This is a genomic window from Streptomyces sp. BBFR2 (genome assembly GCF_044497305.1).
In the GTDB taxonomy this organism is placed as follows: Bacteria; Actinomycetota; Actinomycetes; order Streptomycetales; family Streptomycetaceae; genus Streptomyces.
This window is the reverse complement of sequence record NZ_CP172415.1, coordinates 2436269-2461402: the sequence shown is the minus strand read 5'-3', so window position 1 is coordinate 2461402 and position 25134 is coordinate 2436269. Positions and strand designations below refer to the sequence as shown.

General features: G+C 71.0%; 24 protein-coding genes. 16 read left to right on the top strand and 8 right to left on the bottom strand.

Going from position 1 to position 25134, the window contains the following annotated elements:
* Positions 1-62 precede the first annotated feature (62 nt).
* The 5 genes from ACGH2B_RS09300 to ACGH2B_RS09280 are packed head-to-tail and all read left to right on the top strand — an operon-like array spanning position 63 to position 5935.
* Positions 63-1631, top strand: coding sequence for a GMC family oxidoreductase (locus tag ACGH2B_RS09300; RefSeq protein WP_399086908.1), 1569 nt, complete (start codon positions 63-65; stop codon positions 1629-1631).
* Positions 1631-2794, top strand: a complete 1164-nt coding sequence (locus tag ACGH2B_RS09295; protein WP_399086906.1) for a glycine betaine/L-proline ABC transporter ATP-binding protein — start codon at positions 1631-1633, stop codon at positions 2792-2794. The genes ACGH2B_RS09300 and ACGH2B_RS09295 overlap by 1 nt, the downstream gene beginning before the upstream one ends.
* Entirely contained in the window at positions 2794-2958 is a 165-nt protein-coding gene (locus ACGH2B_RS09290; protein WP_399086904.1) for a hypothetical protein, read from the top strand. The genes ACGH2B_RS09295 and ACGH2B_RS09290 overlap by 1 nt, the downstream gene beginning before the upstream one ends.
* Positions 2955-4940 (top strand): ABC transporter permease, encoded by a 1986-nt coding sequence (locus ACGH2B_RS09285; RefSeq protein ID WP_399086902.1) that lies wholly within the window; start codon positions 2955-2957, stop codon positions 4938-4940. The genes ACGH2B_RS09290 and ACGH2B_RS09285 overlap by 4 nt, the downstream gene beginning before the upstream one ends.
* A gap of 2 nt (positions 4941-4942) precedes the next feature.
* The gene (locus ACGH2B_RS09280; RefSeq protein ID WP_399086900.1) at positions 4943-5935 is read left to right on the top strand and encodes an ABC transporter substrate-binding protein; all 993 of its coding nucleotides are present in this window, start codon (positions 4943-4945) and stop codon (positions 5933-5935) included.
* An 84-nt stretch (positions 5936-6019) separates the two neighbouring features.
* Here ACGH2B_RS09280 and ACGH2B_RS09275 read toward each other — a convergent pair whose 3' ends face one another.
* The 4 genes from ACGH2B_RS09275 to ACGH2B_RS09260 form a co-directional block, all read right to left on the bottom strand.
* Positions 6020-6229, bottom strand: a complete 210-nt coding sequence (locus tag ACGH2B_RS09275) for a DUF397 domain-containing protein (RefSeq protein ID WP_399086898.1) — start codon at positions 6227-6229, stop codon at positions 6020-6022.
* Entirely contained in the window at positions 6226-7056 is an 831-nt protein-coding gene (locus ACGH2B_RS09270; RefSeq protein ID WP_399096858.1) for a helix-turn-helix domain-containing protein, read from the bottom strand. The genes ACGH2B_RS09275 and ACGH2B_RS09270 overlap by 4 nt, the downstream gene beginning before the upstream one ends.
* A 219-nt stretch (positions 7057-7275) precedes the next feature.
* Complete coding sequence (locus ACGH2B_RS09265; protein ID WP_399086896.1) at positions 7276-7998, bottom strand: isocitrate lyase/phosphoenolpyruvate mutase family protein; 723 nt, start codon at positions 7996-7998, stop codon at positions 7276-7278.
* A 46-nt stretch (positions 7999-8044) separates the two neighbouring features.
* Complete coding sequence (locus ACGH2B_RS09260; RefSeq protein WP_399086894.1) at positions 8045-8524, bottom strand: carboxymuconolactone decarboxylase family protein; 480 nt, start codon at positions 8522-8524, stop codon at positions 8045-8047.
* A 47-nt stretch (positions 8525-8571) separates the two neighbouring features.
* Between ACGH2B_RS09260 and ACGH2B_RS09255 the strand changes: the two genes are divergently transcribed.
* The 5 genes from ACGH2B_RS09255 to ACGH2B_RS09235 all read left to right on the top strand — a co-directional run bounded on the left by ACGH2B_RS09255 (position 8572) and on the right by ACGH2B_RS09235 (position 13710).
* Positions 8572-10026: a PLP-dependent aminotransferase family protein gene (locus ACGH2B_RS09255; RefSeq protein WP_399086892.1), complete on the top strand. Its 1455-nt coding sequence runs from the start codon at positions 8572-8574 to the stop codon at positions 10024-10026.
* A gap of 42 nt (positions 10027-10068) precedes the next feature.
* The gene (locus ACGH2B_RS09250) at positions 10069-10434 is read left to right on the top strand and encodes a hypothetical protein (protein ID WP_399086889.1); all 366 of its coding nucleotides are present in this window, start codon (positions 10069-10071) and stop codon (positions 10432-10434) included.
* 7 nt (positions 10435-10441) lie between these two features.
* Positions 10442-11632, top strand: a complete 1191-nt coding sequence (locus ACGH2B_RS09245) for a glutathionylspermidine synthase family protein (RefSeq protein WP_399086886.1) — start codon at positions 10442-10444, stop codon at positions 11630-11632.
* Positions 11633-11879: 247 nt separating this feature from the next.
* Complete coding sequence (gene trpS, locus ACGH2B_RS09240) at positions 11880-12893, top strand: tryptophan--tRNA ligase (protein WP_399086883.1); 1014 nt, start codon at positions 11880-11882, stop codon at positions 12891-12893.
* 235 nt (positions 12894-13128) lie between these two features.
* On the top strand, positions 13129-13710 hold the full coding sequence (locus ACGH2B_RS09235; RefSeq protein WP_399086880.1) for a 2'-5' RNA ligase family protein: 582 nt from the start codon (positions 13129-13131) through the stop codon (positions 13708-13710).
* A gap of 453 nt (positions 13711-14163) precedes the next feature.
* On the opposite strand, the gene ACGH2B_RS09230 is transcribed toward ACGH2B_RS09235, so the two are convergent.
* Positions 14164-14919 carry a decaprenylphospho-beta-D-erythro-pentofuranosid-2-ulose 2-reductase gene (locus ACGH2B_RS09230; protein WP_399086877.1) on the bottom strand — a complete coding sequence of 252 codons (756 nt, stop codon included), beginning with the start codon at positions 14917-14919 and terminating at the stop codon, positions 14164-14166.
* Positions 14920-15139: 220 nt separating this feature from the next.
* Between ACGH2B_RS09230 and ACGH2B_RS09225 the strand changes: the two genes are divergently transcribed.
* The gene (locus tag ACGH2B_RS09225) at positions 15140-16066 is read left to right on the top strand and encodes a YihY/virulence factor BrkB family protein (RefSeq protein WP_399086874.1); all 927 of its coding nucleotides are present in this window, start codon (positions 15140-15142) and stop codon (positions 16064-16066) included.
* Between the two features lie 251 nt (positions 16067-16317).
* Here ACGH2B_RS09225 and ACGH2B_RS09220 read toward each other — a convergent pair whose 3' ends face one another.
* A complete protein-coding gene (locus ACGH2B_RS09220; protein ID WP_399086871.1) occupies positions 16318-17541 on the bottom strand; it encodes a D-alanyl-D-alanine carboxypeptidase family protein in 1224 nt (407 codons plus the stop codon).
* A 271-nt stretch (positions 17542-17812) separates the two neighbouring features.
* Between ACGH2B_RS09220 and ACGH2B_RS09215 the strand changes: the two genes are divergently transcribed.
* From ACGH2B_RS09215 to ACGH2B_RS09195, 5 genes are all read left to right on the top strand, one after another.
* Positions 17813-18097 (top strand): SCO4848 family membrane protein, encoded by a 285-nt coding sequence (locus ACGH2B_RS09215; protein ID WP_399086868.1) that lies wholly within the window; start codon positions 17813-17815, stop codon positions 18095-18097.
* A gap of 471 nt (positions 18098-18568) precedes the next feature.
* The gene (locus tag ACGH2B_RS09210) at positions 18569-18805 is read left to right on the top strand and encodes a hypothetical protein (protein WP_399086865.1); all 237 of its coding nucleotides are present in this window, start codon (positions 18569-18571) and stop codon (positions 18803-18805) included.
* Positions 18806-18855: 50 nt separating this feature from the next.
* Positions 18856-20187, top strand: a complete 1332-nt coding sequence (locus ACGH2B_RS09205) for a hypothetical protein (protein WP_399086863.1) — start codon at positions 18856-18858, stop codon at positions 20185-20187.
* Between the two features lie 116 nt (positions 20188-20303).
* On the top strand, positions 20304-21479 hold the full coding sequence (locus ACGH2B_RS09200) for a S8 family serine peptidase (protein WP_399086860.1): 1176 nt from the start codon (positions 20304-20306) through the stop codon (positions 21477-21479).
* Between the two features lie 331 nt (positions 21480-21810).
* The gene (locus ACGH2B_RS09195) at positions 21811-22332 is read left to right on the top strand and encodes an FBP domain-containing protein (RefSeq protein ID WP_399086857.1); all 522 of its coding nucleotides are present in this window, start codon (positions 21811-21813) and stop codon (positions 22330-22332) included.
* A 269-nt stretch (positions 22333-22601) separates the two neighbouring features.
* On the opposite strand, the gene ACGH2B_RS09190 is transcribed toward ACGH2B_RS09195, so the two are convergent.
* Both ACGH2B_RS09190 and sdhA read right to left on the bottom strand, forming a co-directional pair.
* On the bottom strand, positions 22602-23375 hold the full coding sequence (locus tag ACGH2B_RS09190) for a succinate dehydrogenase iron-sulfur subunit (RefSeq protein WP_399086854.1): 774 nt from the start codon (positions 23373-23375) through the stop codon (positions 22602-22604).
* Complete coding sequence (gene sdhA / locus ACGH2B_RS09185) at positions 23375-25129, bottom strand: succinate dehydrogenase flavoprotein subunit (protein WP_399086851.1); 1755 nt, start codon at positions 25127-25129, stop codon at positions 23375-23377. Before sdhA ends, ACGH2B_RS09190 begins: the two co-directional genes overlap by 1 nt.
* Positions 25130-25134: the final 5 nt, after the last annotated feature.

Here is a 25134-nt window from a genome sequence, read left to right as displayed (position 1 = left end):
GAACCCCCGCGGCCCCGCACCACCCGCAGCAGCTCAGGCACTGTGCACGAAGGAGTACCCGTATGCCCCCGTCTTCCCCCGCACCCCGCACCGTCACGGCCGACTACGTCATCGTCGGCGGCGGTACCGCGGGTTCGGTGATCGCCTCCCGGCTGACCGAGGACCCGGACGTCAGCGTCGTCGTCATCGAGGGCGGCCCCACCGACATCGACCGTGAGGACGTGCTGACGCTGCGCCGCTGGCTCGGTCTGCTCGGCGGCGACCTCGACTACGGCTACACCACCACCGAGCAGCCGCGCGGCAACTCCCACATCCTGCACAGCCGCGCCAAGGTCCTCGGCGGCTGCTCCTCGCACAACACGCTGATCTCCTTCAAGCCGCTGCCGTCCGACTGGGACGAGTGGGAGGCCGCGGGCGCCGCCGGCTGGGGCGCCGCGAAGATGGACCCCTACTTCGGCAAGCTCCGCAACAACATCGTGCGGGTCGCCAAGAAGGACCAGAACGCCATCGCCACCGACTGGGTCGAGGCCGTCAAGACCGCCCTGGACGTGCCCGAGGTCGTCGGCTTCAACGACCAGCCCTTCGACGAGGGCGTCGGCTTCTTCGACCTCTCGTACCACCCGGAGAACAACAAGCGCTCCTCCGCCTCCGTCGCCTACCTCCACCCGCACATCGAGGCCGGGGACCGCCCCAACCTCACGCTGCTGCTGGAGACCTGGGCCGACAAGCTGGAGCTGGACGGCTCCCGTGCCACCGGCGTCCACGCCCGGACGAAGGACGGCGAGGAGCTGTTCGTCGAGGCCGGGCGCGAGGTGCTGCTCTGCGCCGGCGCGGTGGACACCCCGCGGCTGCTGATGCTCTCCGGCATCGGCCCGAAGAAGGACCTGGAGGCGCTCGGCATCCGTTGCGTCCTGGACCTGCCGGGCGTCGGCGAGAACCTCATCGACCACCCCGAGTCGGTCATCGTCTGGGAGACCAACGGGCCGCTGCCCGGCAACTCCGCGATGGACTCCGACGCGGGCCTGTTCATCAAGCGGGACGCCGACCACAAGGGTCCTGACCTGATGTTCCACTTCTACCAGATCCCGTTCACGGACAACCCGGAGCGGCTGGGCTACGAGCGCCCCGAACACGGCGTCTCGATGACCCCCAACATCCCCAAGTCCCGCGCCCGCGGCCGCCTCTACCTCACCTCCGCCGACCCCGAGGTCAAGCCCGCCCTCGACTTCAAGTACTTCGAGGACGACGAGGACTACGACGGCAAGACCCTCGTCGACGGCATCAAGCTGGCGCGGAAGGTCGCCGAGGCCGAGCCGTTCAAGAAGTGGCTCAAGCGCGAGGTCTTCCCCGGCCCCGAGGTCACCGACGACGCGGAGATCAGCGAACTGGTCCGCAAGGCCGCGCACACCGTCTACCACCCCGCCGGCACCTGCAAGATGGGCGCCGAGGACGATGAACTCGCCGTCGTCGACCCTGAGTTGAAGATCCGCGGCCTGTCGCACGTCCGGATCGCCGACGCCTCCGTCTTCCCGACGATGCCCGCCGTCAACCCGATGATCGGCGTCCTGATGCTGGGGGAGAAGGCCGCCGACCTGCTCCGCGAAGCCCCGGCCCGAGGCGGTGATGCCTGATGGGTACCACCGCCTCCGGCACCTCCGGCATATCCGCGGCCGGCAACGGCAACGGCACCGGGGCCCCGGCCCCGGCCGTCCCGGCCCCCGCCGCGAGCCCCGAGGACACCACCGCCCGCGAGGTCGTGTTCTCCGCCCGCAACCTGTGGAAGGTCTTCGGCCCCAAGGCCGACCGCATCCCCGGCGACACCTCCCTGACCGGCCTGAGCGTCCCCGAGGTGCGCGAGCGCACCGGCTGCACGCCCGCCGTCCGTGACGTCTCCTTCGACGTCCACAAGGGCGAGGTCTTCGTCGTCATGGGCCTCTCCGGCTCCGGCAAGTCCACCCTCGTCCGCTGCCTGACCCGGCTCATCGAACCGACCGGCGGCACCCTGGAGATGGACGGCGAGGACGTCCTCGGCATGGACCGCGCCGCCCTGCGCGACCTGCGCCGCCGCCGCGCCGCCATGGTCTTCCAGCACTTCGGTCTGCTGCCGCACCGCACCGTCCTCGACAACGTCGCCTACGGCCTGGAGATCCAGGGCGTCGGCAAGGCCGAACGCCGCGCGCGGGCCGCCGAGATGGTGGCGAAGGTCGGCCTCGCCGGACTGGAGAAGCGCCGCCCCGGCCAGCTCTCCGGCGGCCAGCAGCAGCGCGTGGGCCTGGCCCGCGCCCTCGCCGTCGACCCCGAGATCCTGCTGTTCGACGAGCCGTTCAGCGCCCTCGACCCGCTCATCCGCCGCGACATGCAGGAGGAAGTCGTCCGCCTGCATCGCGAGGAGGGCCGGACGATGGTCTTCATCACCCACGACCTCGCCGAGGCGCTGACCGTCGGCGACCGCATCGCCCTGATGCGCGACGGCGAGATCGTCCAGCTCGGCACGCCCGAGGAGATCGTCGGCTCCCCGGCCGACGACTACGTCCGCGACTTCGTCCGCGACGTCCCGCGCGAGCAGGTCCTCACCGTCCGCCGCGCCATGCGCCCGGCTGAGGGCGACGAGGCCGAACAGGGACCGGCGCTGGCGCCGTCCACCCTCATCTCCGAAGCCATCGAGGCCGTCGCCCGCTCCGGCGGCGCCGTCCGCGTCGCCGAGAACGGCCGCTGCCTGGGCATCGTCGACCACGCCTGCCTGCTGAACGTCGTCGCCCGGGTGGACGTGGCGCGCACCGAGGTGGCCGCCTGATGTACCCCGCCACCCCCCACGGCGTCGCGCTGCGCGGCGCCCGCGTCCCCCGCACCCCGGTGCTGCCGCGGCTGCGCGCCGCGCTGCGCCGCCACTGGCGGCAGGCGCAGCGCGCCGCCGCGATGAACGTGCCCGCCGGCACGGTGAAACGGGGCCGCGCATGAGTGCCGCCACCGCCACCACCACCGCCGTGCCCGACGCCCCGTCCGCCGGCCCGCTGCGCGCCCTGCTGCGCCGCCGGGGCCTGGCCAAGCTGGTGCTGCTCGCCGTCGCCGCCGCGGTCCTCGTCCCGCTGCTGCACGCCAAGTGGTCCGGCGGCGTCTGGCCCGAGGCGCTGACCGTCGACGTCTCCGGGCCGCTCGGCAGCGCCAGCGACTGGATCATCGACAACCGCGACAGCCACCCGCTGTTCGTCTACTTCCTCGGCCACCTCTCCAACGCCGTGGTGCTCTCCGTCCGCGGCGTGTACCTGGTGCTGCTCGCGCTGGGCTGGACGGGCGTCACCGTCGGCGTCACCCTCGTCGCCTGGCGCGTCGCCGGTTGGCGCATCGCCGCGACCGCCCTGGTGTCCTTCCTGGTCAGCGGCGTGCTGGGGATGTGGGTGCCGACGATGCAGACCCTCGCCCTGATGATCGTCGCGGTGCTCGCGTCGGTCGTCGTCGGCGCGCTCCTCGGTCTCGCCGGCGGCCTGTCGGACCGGATGTTCCGGCTGCTGCGCCCGGTCCTGGACACCATGCAGGTGCTCCCGGCCTTCGCGTACCTGCTGCCCGTCGTGCTGATCTTCGGCATCGGGGTGCCCGCCGCGCTGCTGGCCACCGTCGTCTACGCGGCGCCGCCGATGGCCCGGCTCACCGCCCTCGGGCTGCGCGGCGCGGACGCCGGGGTCCTGGAGGCCGTCACCTCGCTCGGCGCCACCGGACGGCAGCGGCTGCTGACCGCCCGGCTGCCGCTGGCCCGTAAGGAACTGCTGCTCGGCCTCAACCAGACGATCATGATGGCGCTGTCCATGGCCGTGATCGCCTCGATGATCGGCGCCGCCGGTCTCGGCGACCGCGTCTACCAGGCCCTCGCCTCCGTCGATGTCGGCGCGGCCCTCGCCGCCGCCGTCCCGATCGTGCTGCTCGCCATCGTCATGGACCGCACCACCGCCGCGGCGGGCGAGAAGGCCGGGGGCGCCCGCGCCGCCGGACCCGCCGCCCTGCGCGGATGGCGCGGCTGGGCCGGTGTCGCCGTCGCGACCGCCGTGGTCGCGGTGGCCGGCCGGCTCGCCGGCTCCGCGGTCTGGCCGACCGGCGCGACCGTCGCCATCGCCCGGCCCGTCAACGACGCCAAGGAGTGGATGGTCGACCACCTCTACTCCGGCATCCCCGTCGTCGGCGGCACCGCCGACTGGGCCGCGCACTTCACCAACTGGGTCCTCAACCCGCTGCGCGACGGCCTGACCGCCCTGCCCTGGTACGCCACACTGCTCATCGTCGCCGCGCTGGCCTGGCTGATCGGCACCTGGCGCACCGCGCTGACCGCCGTCCTCGCGATGGCCGTCATCGGCGTGCTGGGCGTGTGGAAGCCGTCGATGAACACCCTGTCGCAGGTGCTCGCCGCCCTCGTGGTGACGCTGGTCATCGGCGTCGGCACCGGCATCCTCGCGGCCGGCAGCAAACGCCTGGAGGCGATCCTCCGCCCGGTCCTGGACGTCATGCAGACCATGCCGCAGTTCGTCTACCTCATCCCGGTCGTCGCACTGTTCGCCGTGGGCCGCGCCCCGGCCGCCGCCGCGGCCGTCGTCTACGCGCTGCCCGCCGTCATCCGCATCACCACCCAGGGCCTGCGCCAGGTCGACCCGGCGGCGATGGAGTCGGCGACCTCGCTCGGCGCGACCCGCTGGCAGATCCTGCGCCAGGTCCAGTTGCCGCTGGCCCGCCCGGCGCTGCTGCTCGCCGTCAACCAGGGCGTGGTCCTCGTCCTCGCCGTCGTCATCATCGGCGGTCTGGTCGGCGGCGGCGCCCTCGGCTACGACGTCGTCACCGGCCTCGCCACCGGCGATCTGGCCCTCGGCCTCGTCGCGGGTGTCGCCATCGTCTGCCTGGGGCTGATGCTCGACCGGGTCACCCAGCCGACCGAACGCCGCGCCGCGAAGGGAGCCTGACCATGTCCCGTACCCGACGGATCGGTACCACCGCCGGAGCCTCGCTGCTGGCCGGGGCGGCGCTGCTGGCGCTGTCCGGCTGCGGCAAGGCCGACATGACCAAGCAGGCGTCGCCGTTCGCCGCCGCCAAGGGCACCAGATCCGTGACGCTCTCCGTGCAGACCTGGGTCGGCGCGCAGTCCAACGTCGCGGTCGCCAAGTACCTCCTCGAACACGAGCTGGGCTACCACGTCGACACCGTCCAGGTGGACGAGATCCCCGCCTGGGACGCGCTCAGCCAGGGCCGCGTCGACGCGATCCTGGAGGACTGGGGCCACCCGGACCAGGAGAAGCGCTACGTCCAGGACAAGAAGACGATCACCGACGGCGGCGGTAACGGCGTCACCGGCCACATCGGCTGGTTCGTCCCCAAGTACTGGGCCGACGAGCACCCCGAGGTCACCGACTGGAAGAACCTCAACAAGTTCGCCGAGCAGCTCCGTACCCCCGAGAGCGGCGACAAGGGCCAGTTGATGGACGGCTCCCCGTCCTACGTCACCAACGACAAGGCGCTGGTCAACAACCTCAAGCTGGACTACCAGGTGGTCTTCGCCGGCTCCGAGGCCGCCCAGATCACCCAGATCCAGCAGTTCGCCAAGGAGAAGAAGCCCTTCCTGACGTACTGGTACGAGCCGCAGTGGCTCTTCAACCAGGTGCCGATGGTCGAGGTGAAACTGCCGAAGTACACCGACGCGTGCGCGGAGAAGGGCGCGAAGGACCCGACGACCGTCGACTGCGCCTACGCGACGACCCCGCTCAAGAAGTTCTTCAACACCGACTTCGCGAAGAGCGGCAGCACCGCCGCGTCCTTCCTGAAGTCCTTCCACTGGACGAAGGACAACCAGAACGAGGTCTCCGAGATGATCGCCTCCCAGGGCCTGACCGCCGACGAGGCGGCCGAACGCTGGGTGAAGAACCATCCGGACGTGTGGAAGCGGTGGGTGGCGCAGAAGTGACCGTCGGCAGCCGTTGAACGCAACGGGGGCGCGGCCTGTATCCCTTGAGGGTTCGGGCCGCGCCCCGGCTGCGTTTCCTGCGGATCAGACGGCGCCGAACTGTCCGTTCTTGACGCCTGCCACGAAGGAGGAGAACGCGGCGGTGGGGAAGGCGAGCGCCGGGCCGTGCGGGTCCTTGGAGTCGCGGACGGGAATGATGGCGCGAGAGGCGGCGAGGTTGGCGGCGACCTCGACGCACTGGCCACCGTTGCCGCTGTAGGAGGACTTGAACCAGCGAGGGGATTCGGTCGTCACGGGGAGCCCTTTCTCAACTGCTCGATCATGGCCACGGATTCCGCCTGGGAGAGCGCTTCGGCCTGCAGCTGATGGTAGGCCGTCAGTATGGGCAGCACGAACGCGCTTTCGCGTTCAAGATGGCCTCGGTGAGTGGACTCCGCGTAGGACATCAGCGAGCGGTCCGGCATCGTGAGCAGGGTGACGGGCAGGCTGAACGGTCTGCGCGCTCCCATGGAGAACGGTGCGACCTGTAAGAGGGTGTTCGGCAGCTCGGCGAACTCGAGCAGGCGCGCGAACTGGGCCGCCATGACGGCAGGGGCGCCCATAGGTCGCCGGATGCATCCTTCGTCGAGCACTGCGAGGATCAGTGGCGACGGCGACCGCATGAGGGCGCCCTGCCGCTGCGCCACCAGACCGACCCGCTCGTCGGCCTGCTCAGGAGTGATCGCTTCCCGCCGTACCGCATCTGCCTCCAGCGCCGTCGCGTACTCCGGTGTCTGGAGCAGCCCGGGGATCACCCCCACCTCGTACAGCCTGATTTCCGCGGCTCTCGCCTCATGCGTGACGTACTCGGGGAACCCTTCGATGAGCGCGGTGTACCGCACCGCACGCGCCTGGCGTTGGAGCCGGTCTCCCGTGCCGAGTGCCCTGTCCGCGCTCACCGAGAAGCGGGGAGTTGGCGGGCGACGGCCGGTTTCGACAGCGGAAATGTGTGTGGCGGAACAGCCCATGCGCTCCGCCAGCTCGTCCTGTGTCCAACCGTGCTCGTCCCGTAGTGCGCGTAACAGTTGTCCGAAGCGCGCGGCGGGCGACCTTTCGGGGTCCAGGTCCTTGCGATTGACCATCTGGATATCCAACTCCCCGTCTCATCTACGCAAGTTGAGGGCAGTCCGACTGTAGGGCGCCTGAGCCGCTTGGGTAGTGACTTCGCCACCGAGAGTTAAGGGGAGTTCCTGTGCTCGAAAAGGCTTCCGCGGTTTCGACGGCGCCCTGCATCTGCGCCGTAGCGGCTGAGGCACCGAAAGGGCGGGGCGTTGGCACCGAGGCCACCGCCCCGCCCTTTCTCATGCGCCGCGCAGGTTCCGCGCCTCGGCGGTCACCGCCGCCATCGCCCGGCGCTGCTGCCAGGGGCCGAACGTGACCCGGGTGGCGCCGAGTGCGCCCAGCTCGTCCGGCGAGGGGCCGTCGGGTACGGCGAGGGCGTTGAGCGGCAGGCCGATGCCGTCGGCGAGGGCCGCCAGCTCCGCGGGGGGCGCCAGGATCGGGTAGACGCAGTCCGCCCCGGCCGCGGCGTAGAGCCGGCCGCGCCGCACCGTCTCCGCCGCACCGCCCGCCCGGCGGACGTACGTGTCGACGCGGGCGTTGAGCACCAGCGCGTCGCCCGCCGCGGCGCGGACCTCCGCCAGCCGCTCGGCCTGACGCTGGGCGTCGACGAGTTTGCCGGTGGCGCGGTCGCCGTCCTCCAGGTTGCAGCCGGCCGCGCCCGCCTCGGCCAGCCGCTCGGTCAGCTCCCGGGCACCGAGTCCGTAGCCGTCCTCCACGTCCGCCGTGACGGGGATGTCCACGGCGCGGGCGATCCGGCCGATCGCGGCGAACATCTCGTCCGGCGGCACCTCGCCGTCCGCGTACCCGAGGGCGGCGGCCACCCCGGCGGAGGGCGTGGCGAGCGCCGGGAACCCGGCGTCGGCGAACGCCTTCGCGCTCGCCGCGTCCCACGGGCCCGGCAGCACCAGCGGCAGCACGGGCCCGTGGTGGAGGGCGCGCAGCGCGGCGGCGCCGGTCAGCACGGCGCCCCGCCCGGGCGCGCGGGCGTCAACCCGGCGGCCACCGGAATCACACCCGGCCCGGGGCCATCCGGGTGGTCACCGCGAAGCGGTTCCACGCGTTGATGGTGGTGATCAGCGCGATGAGCTGCGCCATCTCGGTGTCGTCGAAGTGCGCCGCGGCCCGCGCGTACACCGCGTCCGGGACGAAACCGTCGGTCAGGACGGTCACCGCCTCGGTCAGTGCCAGCGCCGCCCGCTCCTGCTCGGTGTAGTAGCCGGCCGCCTCCTCCCAGGCGCTCAGCAGGTAGATCCGCTCCTCGCTCTCGCCGTTCTTCCGGGCGTCCTTGGTGTGCATGTCCAGGCAGAACGCGCAGTGGTTGAGCTGCGAGGCGCGGATCTTGACCAGCTCGGCCAGGGTCGGGTCGATGCCCTTACGGGCCGCCGCGTCCAGCGCGATCATGGACTTGTAGACCTCGGGCGCCAGCTCGGCCATCCGCAGACGGGGAGCGTGCTCGGTCGCGTTCGTGGTGGTGTCGTTCGTCGTCATGCCACCGAATCTACGACCGTGGTGGCACCCGCGTATGGTCCACTTCCATGGACAATTCCTGGGCCACTTCCTGGGACGCCTTCGGCCGCGACCTCCATCTGGACCTCGCCGGACCGGGCGGGCTGCGCCTGTCGCTGACACGGGCGCTGCGCGAGGCGGCCCGCACCGGACGGCTCGCCCCCGGCACCCGTCTGCCGTCCTCCCGCACCCTCGCCGCCGACCTCGGCATCGCCCGCAACACCGTCGCCGAGGCGTACGCGGACCTCGTCGCCGAGGGCTGGCTCAGCGCCCGCCAGGGCTCCGGCACCCGCGTCGCCGACCGCACCCCGCCGCGCCCGGCACCGGCCCGCCGTACCCCGCCCGGCCGCCCCGCGCCCCGCTTCGACCTCACCCCCGGCACCCCGGACGTCTCCGCCTTCCCCCGCGCCGCCTGGCTCACCGCCGCCCGCCGCGCGCTGCACGCCGCCCCGTACGACGCGCTCGGCTACGGCGCCCCGCAGGGCCGCCCCGAACTGCGGACGGCCCTCGCCGACTACCTCGCCCGCGTCCGCGGCGTCCGCGCCGACCCGGGCCGCATCGTGATCTGCGCCGGGTTCATGCAGGGCCTCGCCCTCGTCGCCCGCGCGCTGACCGCCGTCCGCGGCCCGTCCCGCACCGCCCCCGCCGTCGCCACCGAGGGGTACGGCCTCGGATTCCACCGCGATGTCCTCGCCCGCGCCGGACTGCGCACCGTCCCCCTCCCCGTCGACGCGCTCGGCGCCCGCACCGCCGAACTCCCGTCGTACGAGGGCGTGTCGGCGGCGCTGCTCACCCCGGCGCACCAGTTCCCCACCGGCGTCCCGCTCCATCCCGACCGCCGCGCCGCCGCCCTCGACTGGGCCGTGGCGCACGACGGCTGGATCCTGGAGGACGACTACGACGGTGAGTTCCGCTACGACCGGCAGCCGGTCGGCGCGCTCCAGGGCCTCGACCCGGACCGCGTGATCTACCTCGGCACCGCCAGCAAGAGCCTCGCCCCGGCGCTGCGGCTGGCCTGGCTGGTGCTCCCGGACCGCCTCGTCGACCCCGTTCTCGCGGTCAAGAGCGGCGGTGAGTGGCAGTCCGGCACCCTCGACCAGCTCACCCTCGCCGAGTTCATGGCCGGCGGCGCGTACGACCGCCATGTGCGCGGCAGCCGGCTGCGCTACCGGCGCCGCCGCGACCGGTTGGTGGCCGCGCTCGCGGAGCGCGCCCCGCACATCGAGGTCTCCGGTATCGCCGCCGGACTCCACGCCGTCCTCGAACTCCCGCCCGGCACCGAACGGTCGATCATCGAGGCGGCCCGCTGGCAGGGTCTGGAACTGAACGGTCTGCACGCCTTCCGCGATCCGGCGGCCCGTGCGATGCCCGCCCGCGACGGCCTCGTCGTCCCGTACGGCAGGCCCCCGGAGCACGCCTTCACCGGAGCCCTGGAGGCCCTGTTGCGGGCCCTGCCCCCTGACCCGTCCGCGGACACCGTTTAGGGTTGGCATGTTCCTGCTACTGCTCCACGGGGGAGACGGAAGATGGCCGAAAAAGCACACCGCCGGCTGCGCTCGGGCACGGTGATCCTCGGCGGCATGGGCGTCCTCGCCGCGACGCTCACCGCCTGCAGCTCGGAGCCCGACAAGCGCTGTGTGGACCGCAACAGCTACGACGCCACCCGCGGCTACCGCGTCGTCGACGCCAAGTACTGCCGCCCCGGCGGCGACACCTCGTCCCACACGGGTACCGGCCGCACCGGCAACGGCCGCACCGGCAAGAAGTCCGTCCTCGGCCAGTGGTACTACGGCCCCGGCAAGTCCGGCTCGTACGCCGACGGCGGCTCGTTCAGCAAGGGCGGCTCGGTCAGCCGCGGCGGCTTCGGCCACTCCGGCTCCAGCGGCGGGTGACCGGACCGTGGAACGCCACACCCTCACCCCGCGCCCCGGCTGGCAGCAGACCGTGGAGGAGCAGGGCCTGATCTACCCGCTCACCCGCTACCCGGACGGTGAACTCCGCCCGTACTGGGACGAGAGCGCGTACTACTCCTTCACGCTCCCCGAGGTCGAGGCGCTGGAGGAGACGGTCGAGGAACTGCACACCATGTGCCTGGCCGCCGCCGACCACCTCGTCACCCACGGCCGCCTCGCCGACCTCGGCATCCGCGATCCGCGGCTGGCCGAGCTGATCGGTGAGTCCTGGCACCGCCGCGCCGAACTGCCCTCCCTCTACGGCCGGTTCGACCTGCACTACGACGGCAGCGGCCCGGCGAAGATGCTGGAGTACAACGCCGATACGCCGACGTCGCTGGTGGAGGCGGCGAGCCCGCAGTGGTTCTGGATGGAGGAGCGCTTCCCCGGCGCCGACCAGTGGAACTCCCTCCACGAGCGCCTCGTCGACGCCTGGAAACGGCAGGCCCCGCTGCTGCCGCCCGGCGCCCCGCTGCACTTCGCGCACTCCACGGGCGACGAACTGGGCGAGGACCTGATGACCGTCGCCTACCTGGAGGAGACCGCCCGCCAGGCGGGCCTGGAGACGGTCGCGATCCCCGTCGAGGAGATCGGCTGGGACGGTCTGACCGGCCGCTTCGTCGACCAGCGGCTCCGCTTCATCCGTGCCTGCTTCAAGCTCTATCCCTGGGAGTGGCTGGCCACCGACGCCTTCGGACCGCACGTCCTGGACACCCTCGACAACGGCGGCGGCACCGGCACCACCCTGTGGATCGAGCCGGTCTGGAAGATGCTGCTCTCCAACAAGGCGCTGCTGGCCATCCTCTGGGAGCTGTACCCGGGCCACCCGAACCTCCTGCCCGCCTACCTCGACGGGCCCCGCGAACTGGCCGGCACGGCCGGTTACGCCGCCAAACCGCTGCTGGGCCGCGAGGGCGAGGGCGTCACCCTCCACCCGCCGGGCACCCCGGCGGCCCCGCGCGGCCCCGAGGACCCGTGCTGCTACCAGCAGTTGGCGCCCCTGCCGGACTTCGACGGCAACCGCGTCGTCCTCGGCGCCTGGGTCGTCGAGAACGAGGCGGCGGGCCTGGGCATCCGCGAATCCTCCGGCCTGATCACGGACGAGTACGCACGGTTCCTGCCGCACGTGATCCTCTGAGGGCGGTGACCGGGGCCGGAGCGGTGGGGGAGCCGGGCGGCGGAGACGGGCAACGGGCCGCCGGGTCCGGGCCCGCCCCGCCACGGCCCCGTCCCCTCCCCGCCCGCCCCGCTGTGCTCCCGTGCGCGCCCCGCGGTCCCCGGGGGCGCGTCCCCGCGCCCGCCGTCCCGGGCCGCGCGCCCCGGGTGCCGCCGCCCGCGGGCGACCTCGCGTGGGGGAGTTCGCCGGACCTGAGACAATCAACGGCATGGCTCACGATCTCCCGCGGGTGCTCTCCGGCATCCAGCCCACCGCAGGCTCGTTCCACCTCGGCAACTACCTCGGTGCCGTCCGCCAGTGGGTGGCGCTCCAGGAGTCCCACGACGCCTTCTACATGGTCGTCGACCTGCACGCGATCACCGTCCCGCAGGACCCCGCCACGCTCCGGCAGAACACCCGCGTCGCGGTGGCCCAGTTGCTCGCCGCCGGGCTCGACCCGGAGAAGTGCACCCTCTTCGTGCAGAGCCATGTGCCCGAGCACGCCCAGCTCGGCTGGGTGATGAACTGCGTCACCGGCTTCGGTGAGGCGTCCCGTATGACGCAGTTCAAGGACAAGTCCGCCAAGCAGGGCCAGGACCGCACCACCGTGGGCCTGTTCACCTACCCCGTGCTGATGGTCGCCGACATCCTGCTCTACCAGGCCGACCAGGTCCCGGTCGGCGAGGACCAGCGCCAGCACCTGGAGCTGACCCGCGACCTCGCGGACCGCTTCAACACCCGCTTCGGCGACACCTTCACGGTCCCCAACCCGTACATCGTCAAGGAGACCGCGAAGATCTTCGATCTCCAGGACCCGTCGATCAAGATGAGCAAGTCGGCGTCCTCGCCGAAGGGCATCATCGATCTGCTCGACGAGCCCAAGGTCACCGCGAAGAAGATCAAGAGCGCCGTGACGGACACCGACACCGTCATCCGCTTCGACCGCGAGGCCAAGCCCGGCGTCTCCAACCTCCTCACCATCCTCTCCACCCTCACCGGCACCGCCGTCCCCGAACTGGAGAAGGAGTACGAGGGCAAGATGTACGGCGCCCTCAAGACCGACCTCGCGGGCGTCATGGTCGACTTCGTCACACCCTTCCGGGACCGTACGCAGGGTTACCTCGACGACCCCGCGGCCCTCGACGCGATCCTCGCCAAGGGCGCCGAGAAGGCCCGCGCGGTGGCCGCCGACACCCTGGCCACCGCCTATGACCGGCTGGGATTCCTCCCCGCCGCACACTGACGGCACCCCGCCGGGCCGGTCGCCGACCGGCCCGGCGGCCCCCGGACGGGCCACCGGAAGCGGCCCCGCCGGCCGCCCCGGCCCCACCCGCCCGGGGCCCGCACCGCCGCCGGGCGGTGCCCACACGCGTCACACTGGTAACGGTGCGACGCCTCGGACGAAGCGGCGCACCCGCTCGTGCGGCCCCCGGAGGGGCGGCCGCCCGGCACCGCGCACACAGTGGAGGGAGAACACAGTGGGGACCGTAACGCTGGGCGTTTCGATCGCGGTCCCGGAGCCTTACGGCAGCTACCTCCAAAGGCAGCGCGAGGGCTTCGGCGACAGCGCCGCACACGGCATCCCCACCCACATCACCCTGCTGCCACCGACCGAGGTGGACCGCGCCGCGCTGCCCGCCGTCGAACAGCACCTCGCCGAGGTCGCCGCGGACTTCCGCCCCTTCCCGCTGCGTCTGGAAGGCACCGACACCTTCCGCCCGCTGTCGCCCGTCGTCTTCGTGAAGGTCGCCGAGGGCGAGGAGGGCTGCGCCGCCCTCCAGGCCCGCGTCCGCGCCCCCGGCGGCCCCTGCGCCCGCGAGCTGCAGTTCCCGTACCACCCGCACGTCACCGTCGCCCACCACCTCGACGACGCCGCGATGGACCGCGCCCAGCACGACCTCCGCGACTTCCGCGCCACCTGGACCATCGGCGGCTTCGCCCTCTACGAACAGGGCCCCGACGCCGTCTGGCGCCTGGAACGCGAATACCCCTTCGGCCCCCACTCCGCCGCCGTCCCCCGCCAGGCCGACCTGACCCGGCCCCCGGCCCCGTCCCGCTGAACGGGCCCCGTCCTGCTGAGCGGGCCCGTCCCGCTGGACGGCCGTTCCGGCGGCCGTAGGGGCGGGATGCGCGGTGCCGGGCTCCGGGACCCGGGCCCGTACGTGGCGCTGGTGTGACGGCCGGGCTCCGGGCCGAACCCGTGACGGCGTGACGCACGGGCCTTGAGGCTTCCGGGGCCGGGGCTTCCGGGGCCCGTGGCTTCCGAGGTTCGGGGCTCCCGAGGGCTTCCGAGGTTCGGGGCTTCCGGAGCCCGGTGACGGACGGTGCGTCCCTCGGCCGGAAGCGTTAAATCCGCTGGTCCGAGGGGAAATTGGCCCGCAAGGGGGCCGCCGTACCCCTACGGGATCTCCCGTACGGGCCCGGCCTTGGTGCGCCCCCCGGCCCCGGCCCGTACCCGACGGATGAGGCGCACACCGGCCCTCGCAGCCGGCCCACCCCGGCCCCCATGACGGCTACAGCGCCAGCCGCCGGAACGTCCGCCGTGGCACATGGCGCAGCGCCGCCATCACATACCGCAGCTTTCCCGGCACCCAGACCACCTCCGACCTGCGGCGCAGCCCCGTTTCGACGGCCTCGGCGACCTCCTCCGGGGTGGTCACCAGCGGCGCCGACGACAGCTCCGGTGTCATCCGCGTCCGCACCCGGCCGGGCCGCACCACCATGACGTGGACCCCGGACTCGTGCAGGGCGTCGCCCAGCCCCTGCGCGAAGGTGTCCAGGCCCGCCTTGCTCGATCCGTAGAGGAAGTCCGAGCGACGGGCCCGTTCGCCGGACGCCGACGACAGGACGACGAGGGAGCCGCCGCCCTGGTGCCGCAGTTCCTGGCCGCAGATGAGCGCGGCGGAGACGGCGCCGGTGTAGTTGGTCTGCGCGAGCCGTACCGCGTGCCGGGCGTCGCGTTCGTCGCGCGGTTGGTCCCCGAGGACGCCGAACGCCAGCAGCACCATGTCCAGCTCGCCCTCGGCGAAGACCGCCTCCAGCGTCTCCCGGTGGCCGGCGGTCTCCAGCGCGTCGAACGCGACGGTCCGCACCTCCGCGCCGTACGTCCGCAGCCGGTCCGCCGCCTCCTCCAGGCCCGGGGACGGGCGCCCGGCCAGCCAGATCGTGCGGGTGCGGCGGGCGGCCAGCCGCGCCGCGGTGGCCAGCGCGATCTCGGAGGTCCCGCCGAGCACCAGCAGCGACCGCGGGCTCCCACAGGCGTCGTTCATGCGGCGACGGTAAACGGTGTGACATCCCTATTAGCGGCTCGAACCGCCCACCGCGACCGCGTCTCGCCCGAACGGGTGGCCGCCTCCGCGCGACGGCCCGGCCCCGCACCCGTACAACACCCGGTTCCGGGGTACGCGGACGCTAAGGTTCCGGATCACCCGGGACACGGAACACGGAACACGGGACACCGGGCGTACGACGCGCGACGAGGGGAACGCCATGGACTGGCTGAGCAGGCTGCCGCTGATCGGACCGGCGGTGACCTGGCTGATGACCACGCACCTGTGGCGGGCCTGGACGCGGATACAGCGGGCACACTGGACCCGGCTGGCCGCCGCGATCACCTTCACCAGCTTCGTGGCGCTCTTCCCGCTGATCACCGTCGGCGCCGCGATCGGCGCCACCGTCCTCAGCAAGAGCCAACTCCACACCCTCGAAGGCCGGCTGGCCGCCCAGATCCCCGGCATCTCCGGCCAGCTCGACCTCGGCGCACTCGTCGACAACGCCGGGACCGTCGGCCTCATCGCGGGCGCCGCCCTGCTCTTCACCGGCATCGGCTGGATCCAGGCGCTCCGCGACTGCCTCCGCGCCGTCTGGGAGAAGCCGGACGACGACACCAACTTCTTCCTCGGCAAGCTCCGCGACGGCGCCGTCCTCATCGGTCTCGGCGGCGTCGCCCTGCTCTCCGTCGCCTGCTCCGCCTTCGCCTCCGCCGCCGTCGGACGCGCCGCCCACAGCGTCGGACTGGCCGGCGGCGGCATCGGCGGCGCCCTGCTGACCGCCGCCGGCTTCTGCATCGCCGTCCTGGCCGACTTCCTGCTCCTGGTCTACGTCCTGACCCGGCTTCCCGGCGTCCGGCCCCCGCGCCGCGCCGTCCTCATCGCCGGACTCATCGGCGCCGTCGGCTTCGAAGCCCTGAAACTGCTGCTCAGCGGCTACCTCCAGGGCGTCGCCTCCAAGAGCATGTACGGCGCCTTCGGCACCCCCATCGCTCTCCTGTTGTGGATCAACTTCACCGCCAAGCTCCTGGTCTTCTGCGCGGCGTGGACGGCTACGCAGGAACCGGCGGATGAGGCGGATGAGGCGGGCGAGGAGGGTGAGTCGGCTGAGCCGAGGGGCGGGCGGGATGCGCCGGAGGCGGGCTGACCGGCGGGAGCCGGAGAAGGACGGAGATCCCGCCGTTCGGAAGCGTTAACTCCGCTGGGGCGAGGGGGAGTTGGCCCGCAAGGGGGATTCCGGACCCTTACGGGATTTCCCCTACGGGCCCGGCCCCGCGGAACCCGGCAGCACGGCCCCGCCCCCGCTGCCAGGGCCGCCGTCCCGCCCCTTGCTCCTCCCCGCCCCTCTTCCTTGCTCCTCCCCGCTCCCCCTTCCTTGCTTCTTCCCGCTTCCTTCTCCTACTTCTTCCTCCGCCGCCGCACCGCCTCCGGCAGCGGACGGCGACGGCGTACCACGAGGGCCACCGCGCCCACCGCGACCAGCGCCCCGCCGGCGACCCCGACCGCCGTCCACACCCCGCTCGACGCATCGTCCGCCTCCGGCGCGGCGGCGTCACCGCTCCTCCCGGACCGATCGCCGGACTTCGCGTCGTCGCCACCGGCTCCGTGGTGCCCGGCGGCCGCCGCGTCGCCCTCCTCGCTCCGCGGCCCGACCAGCCGCCCGACCGGCTCGACCTTGCCCGCCGCCGCGAACCCCCAGTCGAAGAGCGCCGCGCTCTCCTTGTACGACTCGTTGGCCTCGTTCTTCGCCGGGTTCATGACGGTGACCAGCAGCTTGCGCTTGCCGTGCTGGGCGACGACGGTGAGCGTGTTCCCGGCGTGCGTCGTGTAGCCGTTCTTCACCCCGGCGATCCCCGGGTACGGCTTGAGCCCGGGGGCACCGGTGAGCAGCCGGTTGGTGTTCTGGATACCGAACGTCATCCGCTTGCCGTTCTTGTCCGTGTCGCCGGGGAACTGCGCGGTCGCCGTCGCGCAGTACTCGCGGAAGTCGGCGTTCTGCAGCCCGGCGCGGGCGAACAGGCTCAGGTCGTACGCGCTGGAGACCTGCCCCGGCGCGTCGTAGCCGTCCGGCGTGACGACATGGGTGTCCACGGCGTTCAGGTCCTTGGCCCGCTGCCGCATCTCGGCGACCGTCGCCTCGGTACCGCCGTTCATCGCCGCGAGCGTGTGCACCGCGTCGTTGCCGGACCGCAGGAAGACACCGAGCCACAGGTCGTGGACGGTGTACGTCAGGTTCTCCTTTATCCCGACCAGGCTGCTGCCCGCCCCCATGTCCGCCAGGTCCGCGGGCTTGACCTTGTACTTCTCGCTCTTGGGGAACTTCGGCAGAACCGTATCGGCGAACAGCATCTTCAACGTGCTGGCGGGCGGCAGCCGCCAATGCGGATTCTTCGCCGCCAGCACCTCACCCGACTCCGCGTCGGACACGATCCACGACCGCGCCGAAATCTCCTTCGGCAGCGCCGGCGCCCCGTCCTTGAGCTGCACCTGCACGCCGGGCGTCCCCAGCCGCTCCCCGCCGACCCGCGACATCACGGCGGGCGGCGCCGGCTCCTTCGCCCGCTTCCCCCCGTCACCGTCCGCGGCGTACGCACTCTGGCCACCGCCCACCACGGACGGCACCAGCAAAGCGGACAGCGCGAGCGCGGACACCGCCCGCGGCGACCGCGGACGGGGGATCCGCGCCGGCCGCGGACCGGGAATCCGCGCCGACCGCGACGCGGACACGGAAGCCCGACGGACGGCACCACGGGGAACGGGCAGGGGAACCGGGGAGGAGGACATCGTCGACACGTCCGCGAACGTACCCGCCGCCCCTGTGCCCGCGCCGGGGACCCCGCGCGTTCTTGCCCCGGCCGCCCGCTTCCCGACCGCCCTGCCCATACTGGAAGCCATGAAGCTCTCGCGCCCCGTCTCCTGGTTCCTGCTCGCCTTCGGGGTCTGGAGCTGGTTCATCTGGATCACTTTCGTCAAGAACCTCTGGAAGGACGGCAGCGGCCTCGCCTTCGACGACGCGGGTGACCCGACCGCCTACTTCTGGGTCCACCTGCTGCTCGCGGTGGCTTCCTTTCTTCTGGGGACGGCAATCGGCGTGATCGGGTTCCGCGCGGTCCGCGCCCACCACCGCGAACGGTCGGCGACCGGCGTCCCGACGGCTCCGACCGGCGAACAGCCGTAGCCACCCTTCCGGAGCCACACCCCTGAACACACGGCACCCACCCCGCACGGCCTGGCTGCTCTCCGCGCCCGCCCGTGCCTTCCCACGCGCTCACGCCCGCGGGTCCGCGCCGCCGTACGCGGACCCGCACCCGGCACCGGCTCCCGGCCGCCGCCACGGCTGCGCCTGAGGCCCCTCGTACACATTCCGCCGGATGCGTTCTTCGCGGGACAGGTTGCCTCGACTTGGTAACAACAGCCCTACAGAGCGTCGCGCCATCTGGCACTAAATCGGACACATCAGGACTTTCGACGTTGCCCGAGCAGACGTTAACTCCCTAGTATTGACACTCTTTGACGCCGCTCTGAGTGAAGGTTTGCCGGACGCGGAACGAAGGACAACGGGGGAGTGATCGCGGTGAGCGACAAGTTTCAAGTCGACCTGGACGAGCTGGACGGGGTCGTACGCAGGCTCAAGCGCCTGCAGGCCGACATGGATGAGCCGAACGAGAAGATCAAATACAGCACGGTCATCCCCAAGTCCGCGTTCGGTGTCAATTTCAACGAGGCTGAGGACATCAGCAGCGCTCACGACAAGATGCACGACTACATGGCGCAGGTCATCGCCGCACTTCAGGACCTCATGCGGGACTTCGGTGGCAAGGCCGAACGCAGTCACGGTGCGTACGACGACCAGGAGCAGGAGACGAAGTCGTCGATGAGTGAGTGACTTCACTGCGCGAAGGACGGACGCATCGCCGAGGACCAGGGGGAGAGATCATGCCCGGCTCGATGGACACTGACGGGAACAAGGCATACGCGAAATCGATCGATGACATGCATCGATCGGATCGGATGAAGCAGTTCGAGGGGTACCGGCCCGTACTGAAATCCAACTCGGACTTCCATCATCATGGGATCAACGCGCTACGCGAGATGGTGAAGAACTCTTCACCCGAGGCGATTGAGCGTGCCGGTGACCATTGGCGGGCGTCGGCCGACCGGCTTGCCGGGGAGGATGGCCGGGGCGGTATCCGCAAGGCATTTGTCGATGCGGTGGAGCACGCGGCCCAGCATTGGCAGGGGCAGGCATCCGAAGCCTTCCAGAGCGCAGCCAAAAAAGTCCTGGTGAAGATCGACAACACGTACGGTCATGCGCGCAATGTCGAGGCGATGCTCATCGGTACCCGGGGAATGGGAGCTGAGGTCGGGGTCGCCCACAACCTGCGTGAGGCCAAGAAGGCCATGTCCAAGATCGAGGACCCGGGCAAGGTCGAGAGCGCGTTCAACTCGTCCGGCGACGACACCCAGTTCCACAAGGACATGGCGAACCCCAAGATGGACGCCAAGATGGCCCTCGAACTCAACCGGGACAAGCTCTCGTTGAGCAAGGAGCGCCAGGTGGAAGCGGTCATCGTGATGGAGGAACTGGCTGCGAATTACCGTGCGCAGACCAAACAGGTCGTGCCGGGAGAGCCTCCGGGCAACGGGGTCGAATGGCCTACCAAGCCTGTTCCGCATGTGCCGCCGACGCCGGTCAGCATGCCGATCATCGGGGGGACTTCCCCTCGTCCGACATCGGTATCGACTCACCCCCGGGGTGTCGGTCCCGGAATTCAGCGTGACGCACTCGGAAACATCAAGTCGCTCGGGCCGGTTCCTCGGACCGACCTCGACAGTGTCCACGGTGGAATCTCGAACTCTCCCGTCGTCGGCAGTGGATTTCCGGGCAGCGGCGGAAGCTCCGGTGGCACCAACGCCGGTGTCGGGACGGGGGGAATGGTCCCGCCGGGCCTCATCGGCATGCCGGGTTCCGGAGGTATGCGGTCCGGTGCCGGTATCGGTGGCGGTGCGCGACCGGGCGCGGTGGGAAGTGGCGTTCCCGGCGCCGGGAAGGGGAAGCCGGGCGGCCCGGCCGGCGGCCTGAAGCAGGGCGGTGCCGGACTGCACCGCAGCCGCGGCGGGGCTCAGGGCGGCCCGGGTATGGCCGGCGCCGCCGGCAAGGGCAAGAAGGAGAAGAAGCGCGAGGGCAAGGAGCGCCCCGACTACCTTGTCGAGGACGAGGAGACCTGGGCCTCGCGACGTAATGTGGCGCCGCGCGTGATCGAGTAGCACGAAGACGGCTCCGGCGACCCGCCGGTGCTCACGGGTGCCCCGTACAGCCTGGTACGGGGCACCTTCGCAGGCGGTCGGCTGCCGCCCGGGAAGAAGCAAGTGAGGAGCAAGGCATGAGGGTCACACGTACCCTTCGCGCGACCGTTGGCGCTGCGCTGACCGGAGCGCTTTTCCTCGGCACCGCTGGGTGGGCCGCCGCGGACGAGTCCGGCAACGATCAATGGCCGCTCACTGCCTTTGACGCGGCGAAAATCCACGAGCAAGCCACGGGCAAGGGCGTGACAGTCGCCGTCGTGGACGTGGGCTTCTTCGTCGACCACCAGGACGTCGCCGGTAAGTTCCTGGCAGGGCACGACTTTCCGAATTCCACCGCGGAAGGTGATTTTCAGCCCACGCCGGGCGAGGATCCGCGTACGCATGGCACCACCATGTCTGCCCTCATCGCCGGTCATGGGCATGGTGCTGGAGGGAGGCAGGGCCTCAAGGGGCTGGCGCCCGATGCGAAGATCTTGCCGCTGTCAGCGGACAAGAAATCTTCGGAGGCCATCCGGTACGCGGCCGATCACGGTGCCGATGTCATCAACTTGGCATTTGTGGCGGATAAAAACACTCCGGACCTGTGCCCTGCCGTCCACTACGCGGTGGAGAAGGGTGCGGTTGTCGTCGCAGGTGTGGGGAATGACGGGCTGTCGGAAAAGAACCTTCCGGCGGGTTGCCCGGGCGCGATCGGTGTGGGCGCCGTGGACGAGTACGGGAAGTTCTGGGACGGCAGCAACTACAACTCCACTGTCGATCTCCTTGCCCCGGGCGTGGAGGCACCTGTTCTCACGGGTGACGGTAAGAGCTACGGCAAATCCAGCGGTACCTCCATCTCCACCGCCTACGTCTCCGCCTCCGTCGCGCTGCTCAAGGAGAAGTTCCCGGATCTCACGCCGGGGCAGATCGCGAATCGGCTGGTGAAGACCGCGGGGCTGCCGGCGTCGGCGCAGAAGGAAGGGCTCAAGCTTCCTGACGCGCATTACGGCTACGGATTCATCAAGCCGCTGGTCGCGCTGACGAGGGACATCCCCGCCGGCCCCGCCGCCGGTCCGCTGCCGATGCCGGAGGGGAAGGCGTCGAAGACTCCGGTTGTCGCGGGGGCGGACAAGGGGAAGGACCCCGACCCGCCGATGGGCGGGAAGCAGGCGGTGCTGCTGTACGGCGGTATCGGGCTGGGCGTGGTGATCGTGCTCGGTGTGATCATCGGTGGCGTGGCGCTGGCCCGGCGCAAGGCGAACGCGGTCAGCTAGCTCCGGAGCCGAGCCCCTGCGCAGCCCCCGGGCCGCACATGAACGTACGAATGTAAGACGGAACGCACAGCTCCGCCCGTGACCCAAGATTGAGGCCGCCACCCGACACCGGGCGGCGGCCTCAACCGTTGTACGAGACCGCGAGACCGCGAGACCGCGAGACCGCGAGACCGCGAGACCGCGAGATGCGCGTAGGTCGAGCGACGAGGCCGCGGCCGTCGCACACGACCAGGCAGCCCCGCTCATGACGCCTCCCTCTCCGAGCGTCGCCCGGCCACCCGAAGAGAAATTCGGACGACACCTTCCGGAGCCCGCTGCTACGTTCTGGCTCATGGACCCCGTAGGTGAAAAACAGATCCGTGCCTCCTTTGTGAACTGTTCGAAGGGGGAGGCGAGCCGGATCAATCTGCCCCGGGATCTGGGGGAGCTGCCGTGGGGAGATCTCGACTTCCTGGGGTGGCGGGATCAAGGGGCGCCGGACCGGAGTTATCTGGTGGTGCCGCGGGCGGACGGGCTGACGGGGGTCACGCTGCGGGTGCCGCAGGGGGTGCGGCGGAGTTTCACGAAGACGACGGTCTGTTCGGTGTGTCTCACGGGGCATCCCGGTTCCGGTGTCAGCCTGCTCGCCGCCCGCCGCGCGGGCGCCTCCGGGCGCGAGGGGAACACCGTCGGGGCGTACTTCTGCGCCGACCTCGCGTGCTCGCTCTACGTCCGCGGCAAGAAGCGGTCCCAGCTCGCCGCGCGGTACGAGGAGACGCTGCCGGTCGAGGAGCGGATCGCGCGGATGGCGCGGAACCTGGACGAGTTCCTGGAGAAGGTCACGGCGGGTGCGTCGGCGGCCCGCAGGCGGTGATCCGGCGCGCCCCGCCCGAGCCTCACGACGCGAAGAGCCCCGCCGGAAGGCCGGACGCGGACAGGAAGAGCCCCGCACCCGAACCGGACGCGGACGCGGACGCGAAGAGCCCCGCACCCGGAAATCCGGACGCGGACGCGAAGAGCCCCGCCCCCGACAGAACCGGATGCCGATGCCGACGCGAAGAGCCCCGCACCCGGAAACCGGATGCGGGGCTCTTCGCTGCCCCGGGCCGTCGGTCAGCAGGTGACGTCAGGCCCGTAAGGGGGTCAGAAGCGCCGGGTGATCAGCGCTCGCTTGACCTCCTGGATGGCCTTGGTGACCTCGATACCGCGCGGGCAGGCGTCCGTGCAGTTGAAGGTCGTACGGCAGCGCCAGACGCCGTCCTTGTCGTTGAGGATTTCGAGACGCTGCTCGCCACCCTCGTCGCGGCTGTCGAAGATGAAGCGGTGCGCGTTGACGATCGCGGCGGGGCCGAAGTACTGACCGTCGTTCCAGAACACCGGGCAGGACGACGTGCACGCGGCGCACAGGATGCACTTGGTGGTGTCGTCGAACCGCTCGCGGTCCTCGGGGGACTGCAGGCGCTCGCGGGTCGGCTCGTTGCCCTTGGTGATCAGGAAGGGCATCACGTCGCGGTACGCCTGGAAGAACGGCTCCATGTCCACGACCAGGTCCTTGAGGACCGTCAGGCCCTTGATGGCCTCGATCGTGATCGGCTTCTGCGGGTTGATGTCCTTGATCAGCGTCTTGCACGCCAGACGGTTCTTGCCGTTGATGCGCATGGCGTCGGAGCCGCAGATGCCGTGGGCGCAGGAGCGGCGGAACGTCAGGGTGCCGTCCTGGTCCCACTTGATCTTGTGGAGGGCGTCGAGGACACGCTCCTTCGGGTCGATGTCGAGCTGGAAGTCCTGCCAGCTCGCCTCTTCCGAGACCTCCGGGTTGAACCGGCGGATCCGGAAGGTGACCTTGATCGTGTGGGACGCGGTGTCCTCGGCCGCGTCCAGCGCCGCGGAGTGCTTGTCGAGAGTCGGGGTGCTCATCAGTACTTACGCTCCATCGGCTGGTAGCGGGTCTGGACGACCGGCTTGTAGTCGAGACGGATCGACTCCTTGCCGTCCGCGCCGACCTCGCGGTACGCCATGGTGTGCCGCATGAAGTTGACGTCGTCGCGGTTCGGGAAGTCCTCGCGGTAGTGACCGCCGCGGGACTCCTTGCGGGCCAGGGCGGAGACCGCCATGACCTCGGCCAGGTCGAGGAGGTTGCCCAGCTCGATGGCCTCCAGCAGGTCGGTGTTGAACCGCTTGCCCTTGTCCTGGACGGACACGTTCAGGTAGCGCTCGCGCAGCTCGCCGATCTTCTCGACCGCGGTCTTGATCGTCTGCTCGGTGCGGAACACCATCACGTTGGCGTCCATGCACTCCTGGAGCTCCTTGCGGATCTCGGTGACGCGCTCGGTGCCGGTGGAGTTCCGCAGCCGCTCGACCTGGTCGATGACCTGCTGCGCCGGGTTCTCGGGCAGCTCGACGAAGTCGTGGTCCGCGCAGTACTCGGCGGCGGCGATGCCCGCGCGGCGGCCGAACACGTTGATGTCCAGCAGCGAGTTGGTGCCCAGGCGGTTGGCGCCGTGCACGGAGACGCAGGCGACCTCGCCGGCGGCGTACAGGCCCGGGACGACGGTGGTGTTGTCGGCCAGCACCTCGCCCTCGACGTTGGTCGGGATGCCGCCCATCGCGTAGTGCGCGGTCGGCTGGATCGGGATCGGGTCCGTGTAGGGCTCGATACCGAGGTAGGTCCGCGCGAACTCGGTGATGTCCGGGAGCTTGGCGTCGAGCTGCTCCGGCGGGAGGTGCGTGAGGTCGAGGTAGACGTGGTCGCCCTCGGGACCGCAGCCGCGGCCCTCACGGATCTCCGTGTAGATGGAGCGGGACACGACGTCACGGGACGCGAGGTCCTTCATGACCGGCGCGTACTTCTCCATGAAGCGCTCGCCGTCCTTGTTGCGGAGGATGCCGCCCTCACCACGGGCGCCCTCCGTCAGCAGGATGCCCATGCGCCAGATGCCGGTCGGGTGGAACTGGAAGAACTCCATGTCCTCCAGCGGCAGACCCCGGCGGTAGCAGGCGGCCTGGCCGTCACCGGTCAGCGTGTGGGCGTTCGACGTCACCTTGAAGAACTTGCCGGTGCCGCCCGAGGCGTAGATGACCGACTTCGCCTGGAAGACGTGGATCTCGCCGGTGGCCAGCTCGTAGGCGACGACGCCGGCGGACTTCTTGACGCCGTCCTCTTCGACGACAAGCTGGTCCAGGACGTAGAACTCGTTGAAGAACTCCACGCCCTCCTTGACACAGTTCTGGTACAGCGTCTGGAGGATCATGTGGCCGGTGCGGTCGCCCGAGTAGCAGGCACGGCGGACCGGGGCCTCACCGTGGTTGCGGGAGTGACCGCCGAACCGGCGCTGGTCGATCTCGCCCTTGGGCGTACGGCCGAACGGCAGGCCCATCTTCTCCAGGTCGAGAACGGCGTCGATGGCCTCCTTCGCCAGGATCTCGGCGGCGTCCTGGTCGACCAGGTAGTCGCCGCCCTTGATCGTGTCGAAGGTGTGCCACTCCCAGTTGTCCTCCTCGACGTTGGCGAGGGCGGCGGCCATGCCGCCCTGTGCCGCGCCGGTGTGGGAGCGGGTCGGGTAGAGCTTCGTCAGGACCGCGGTGCGGCTGCGCTTCGTCGACTCGATGGCCGCGCGCATGCCCGCGCCACCGGCGCCGACGATGACGGTGTCGTACTTGTGGATCTTCATTGGTC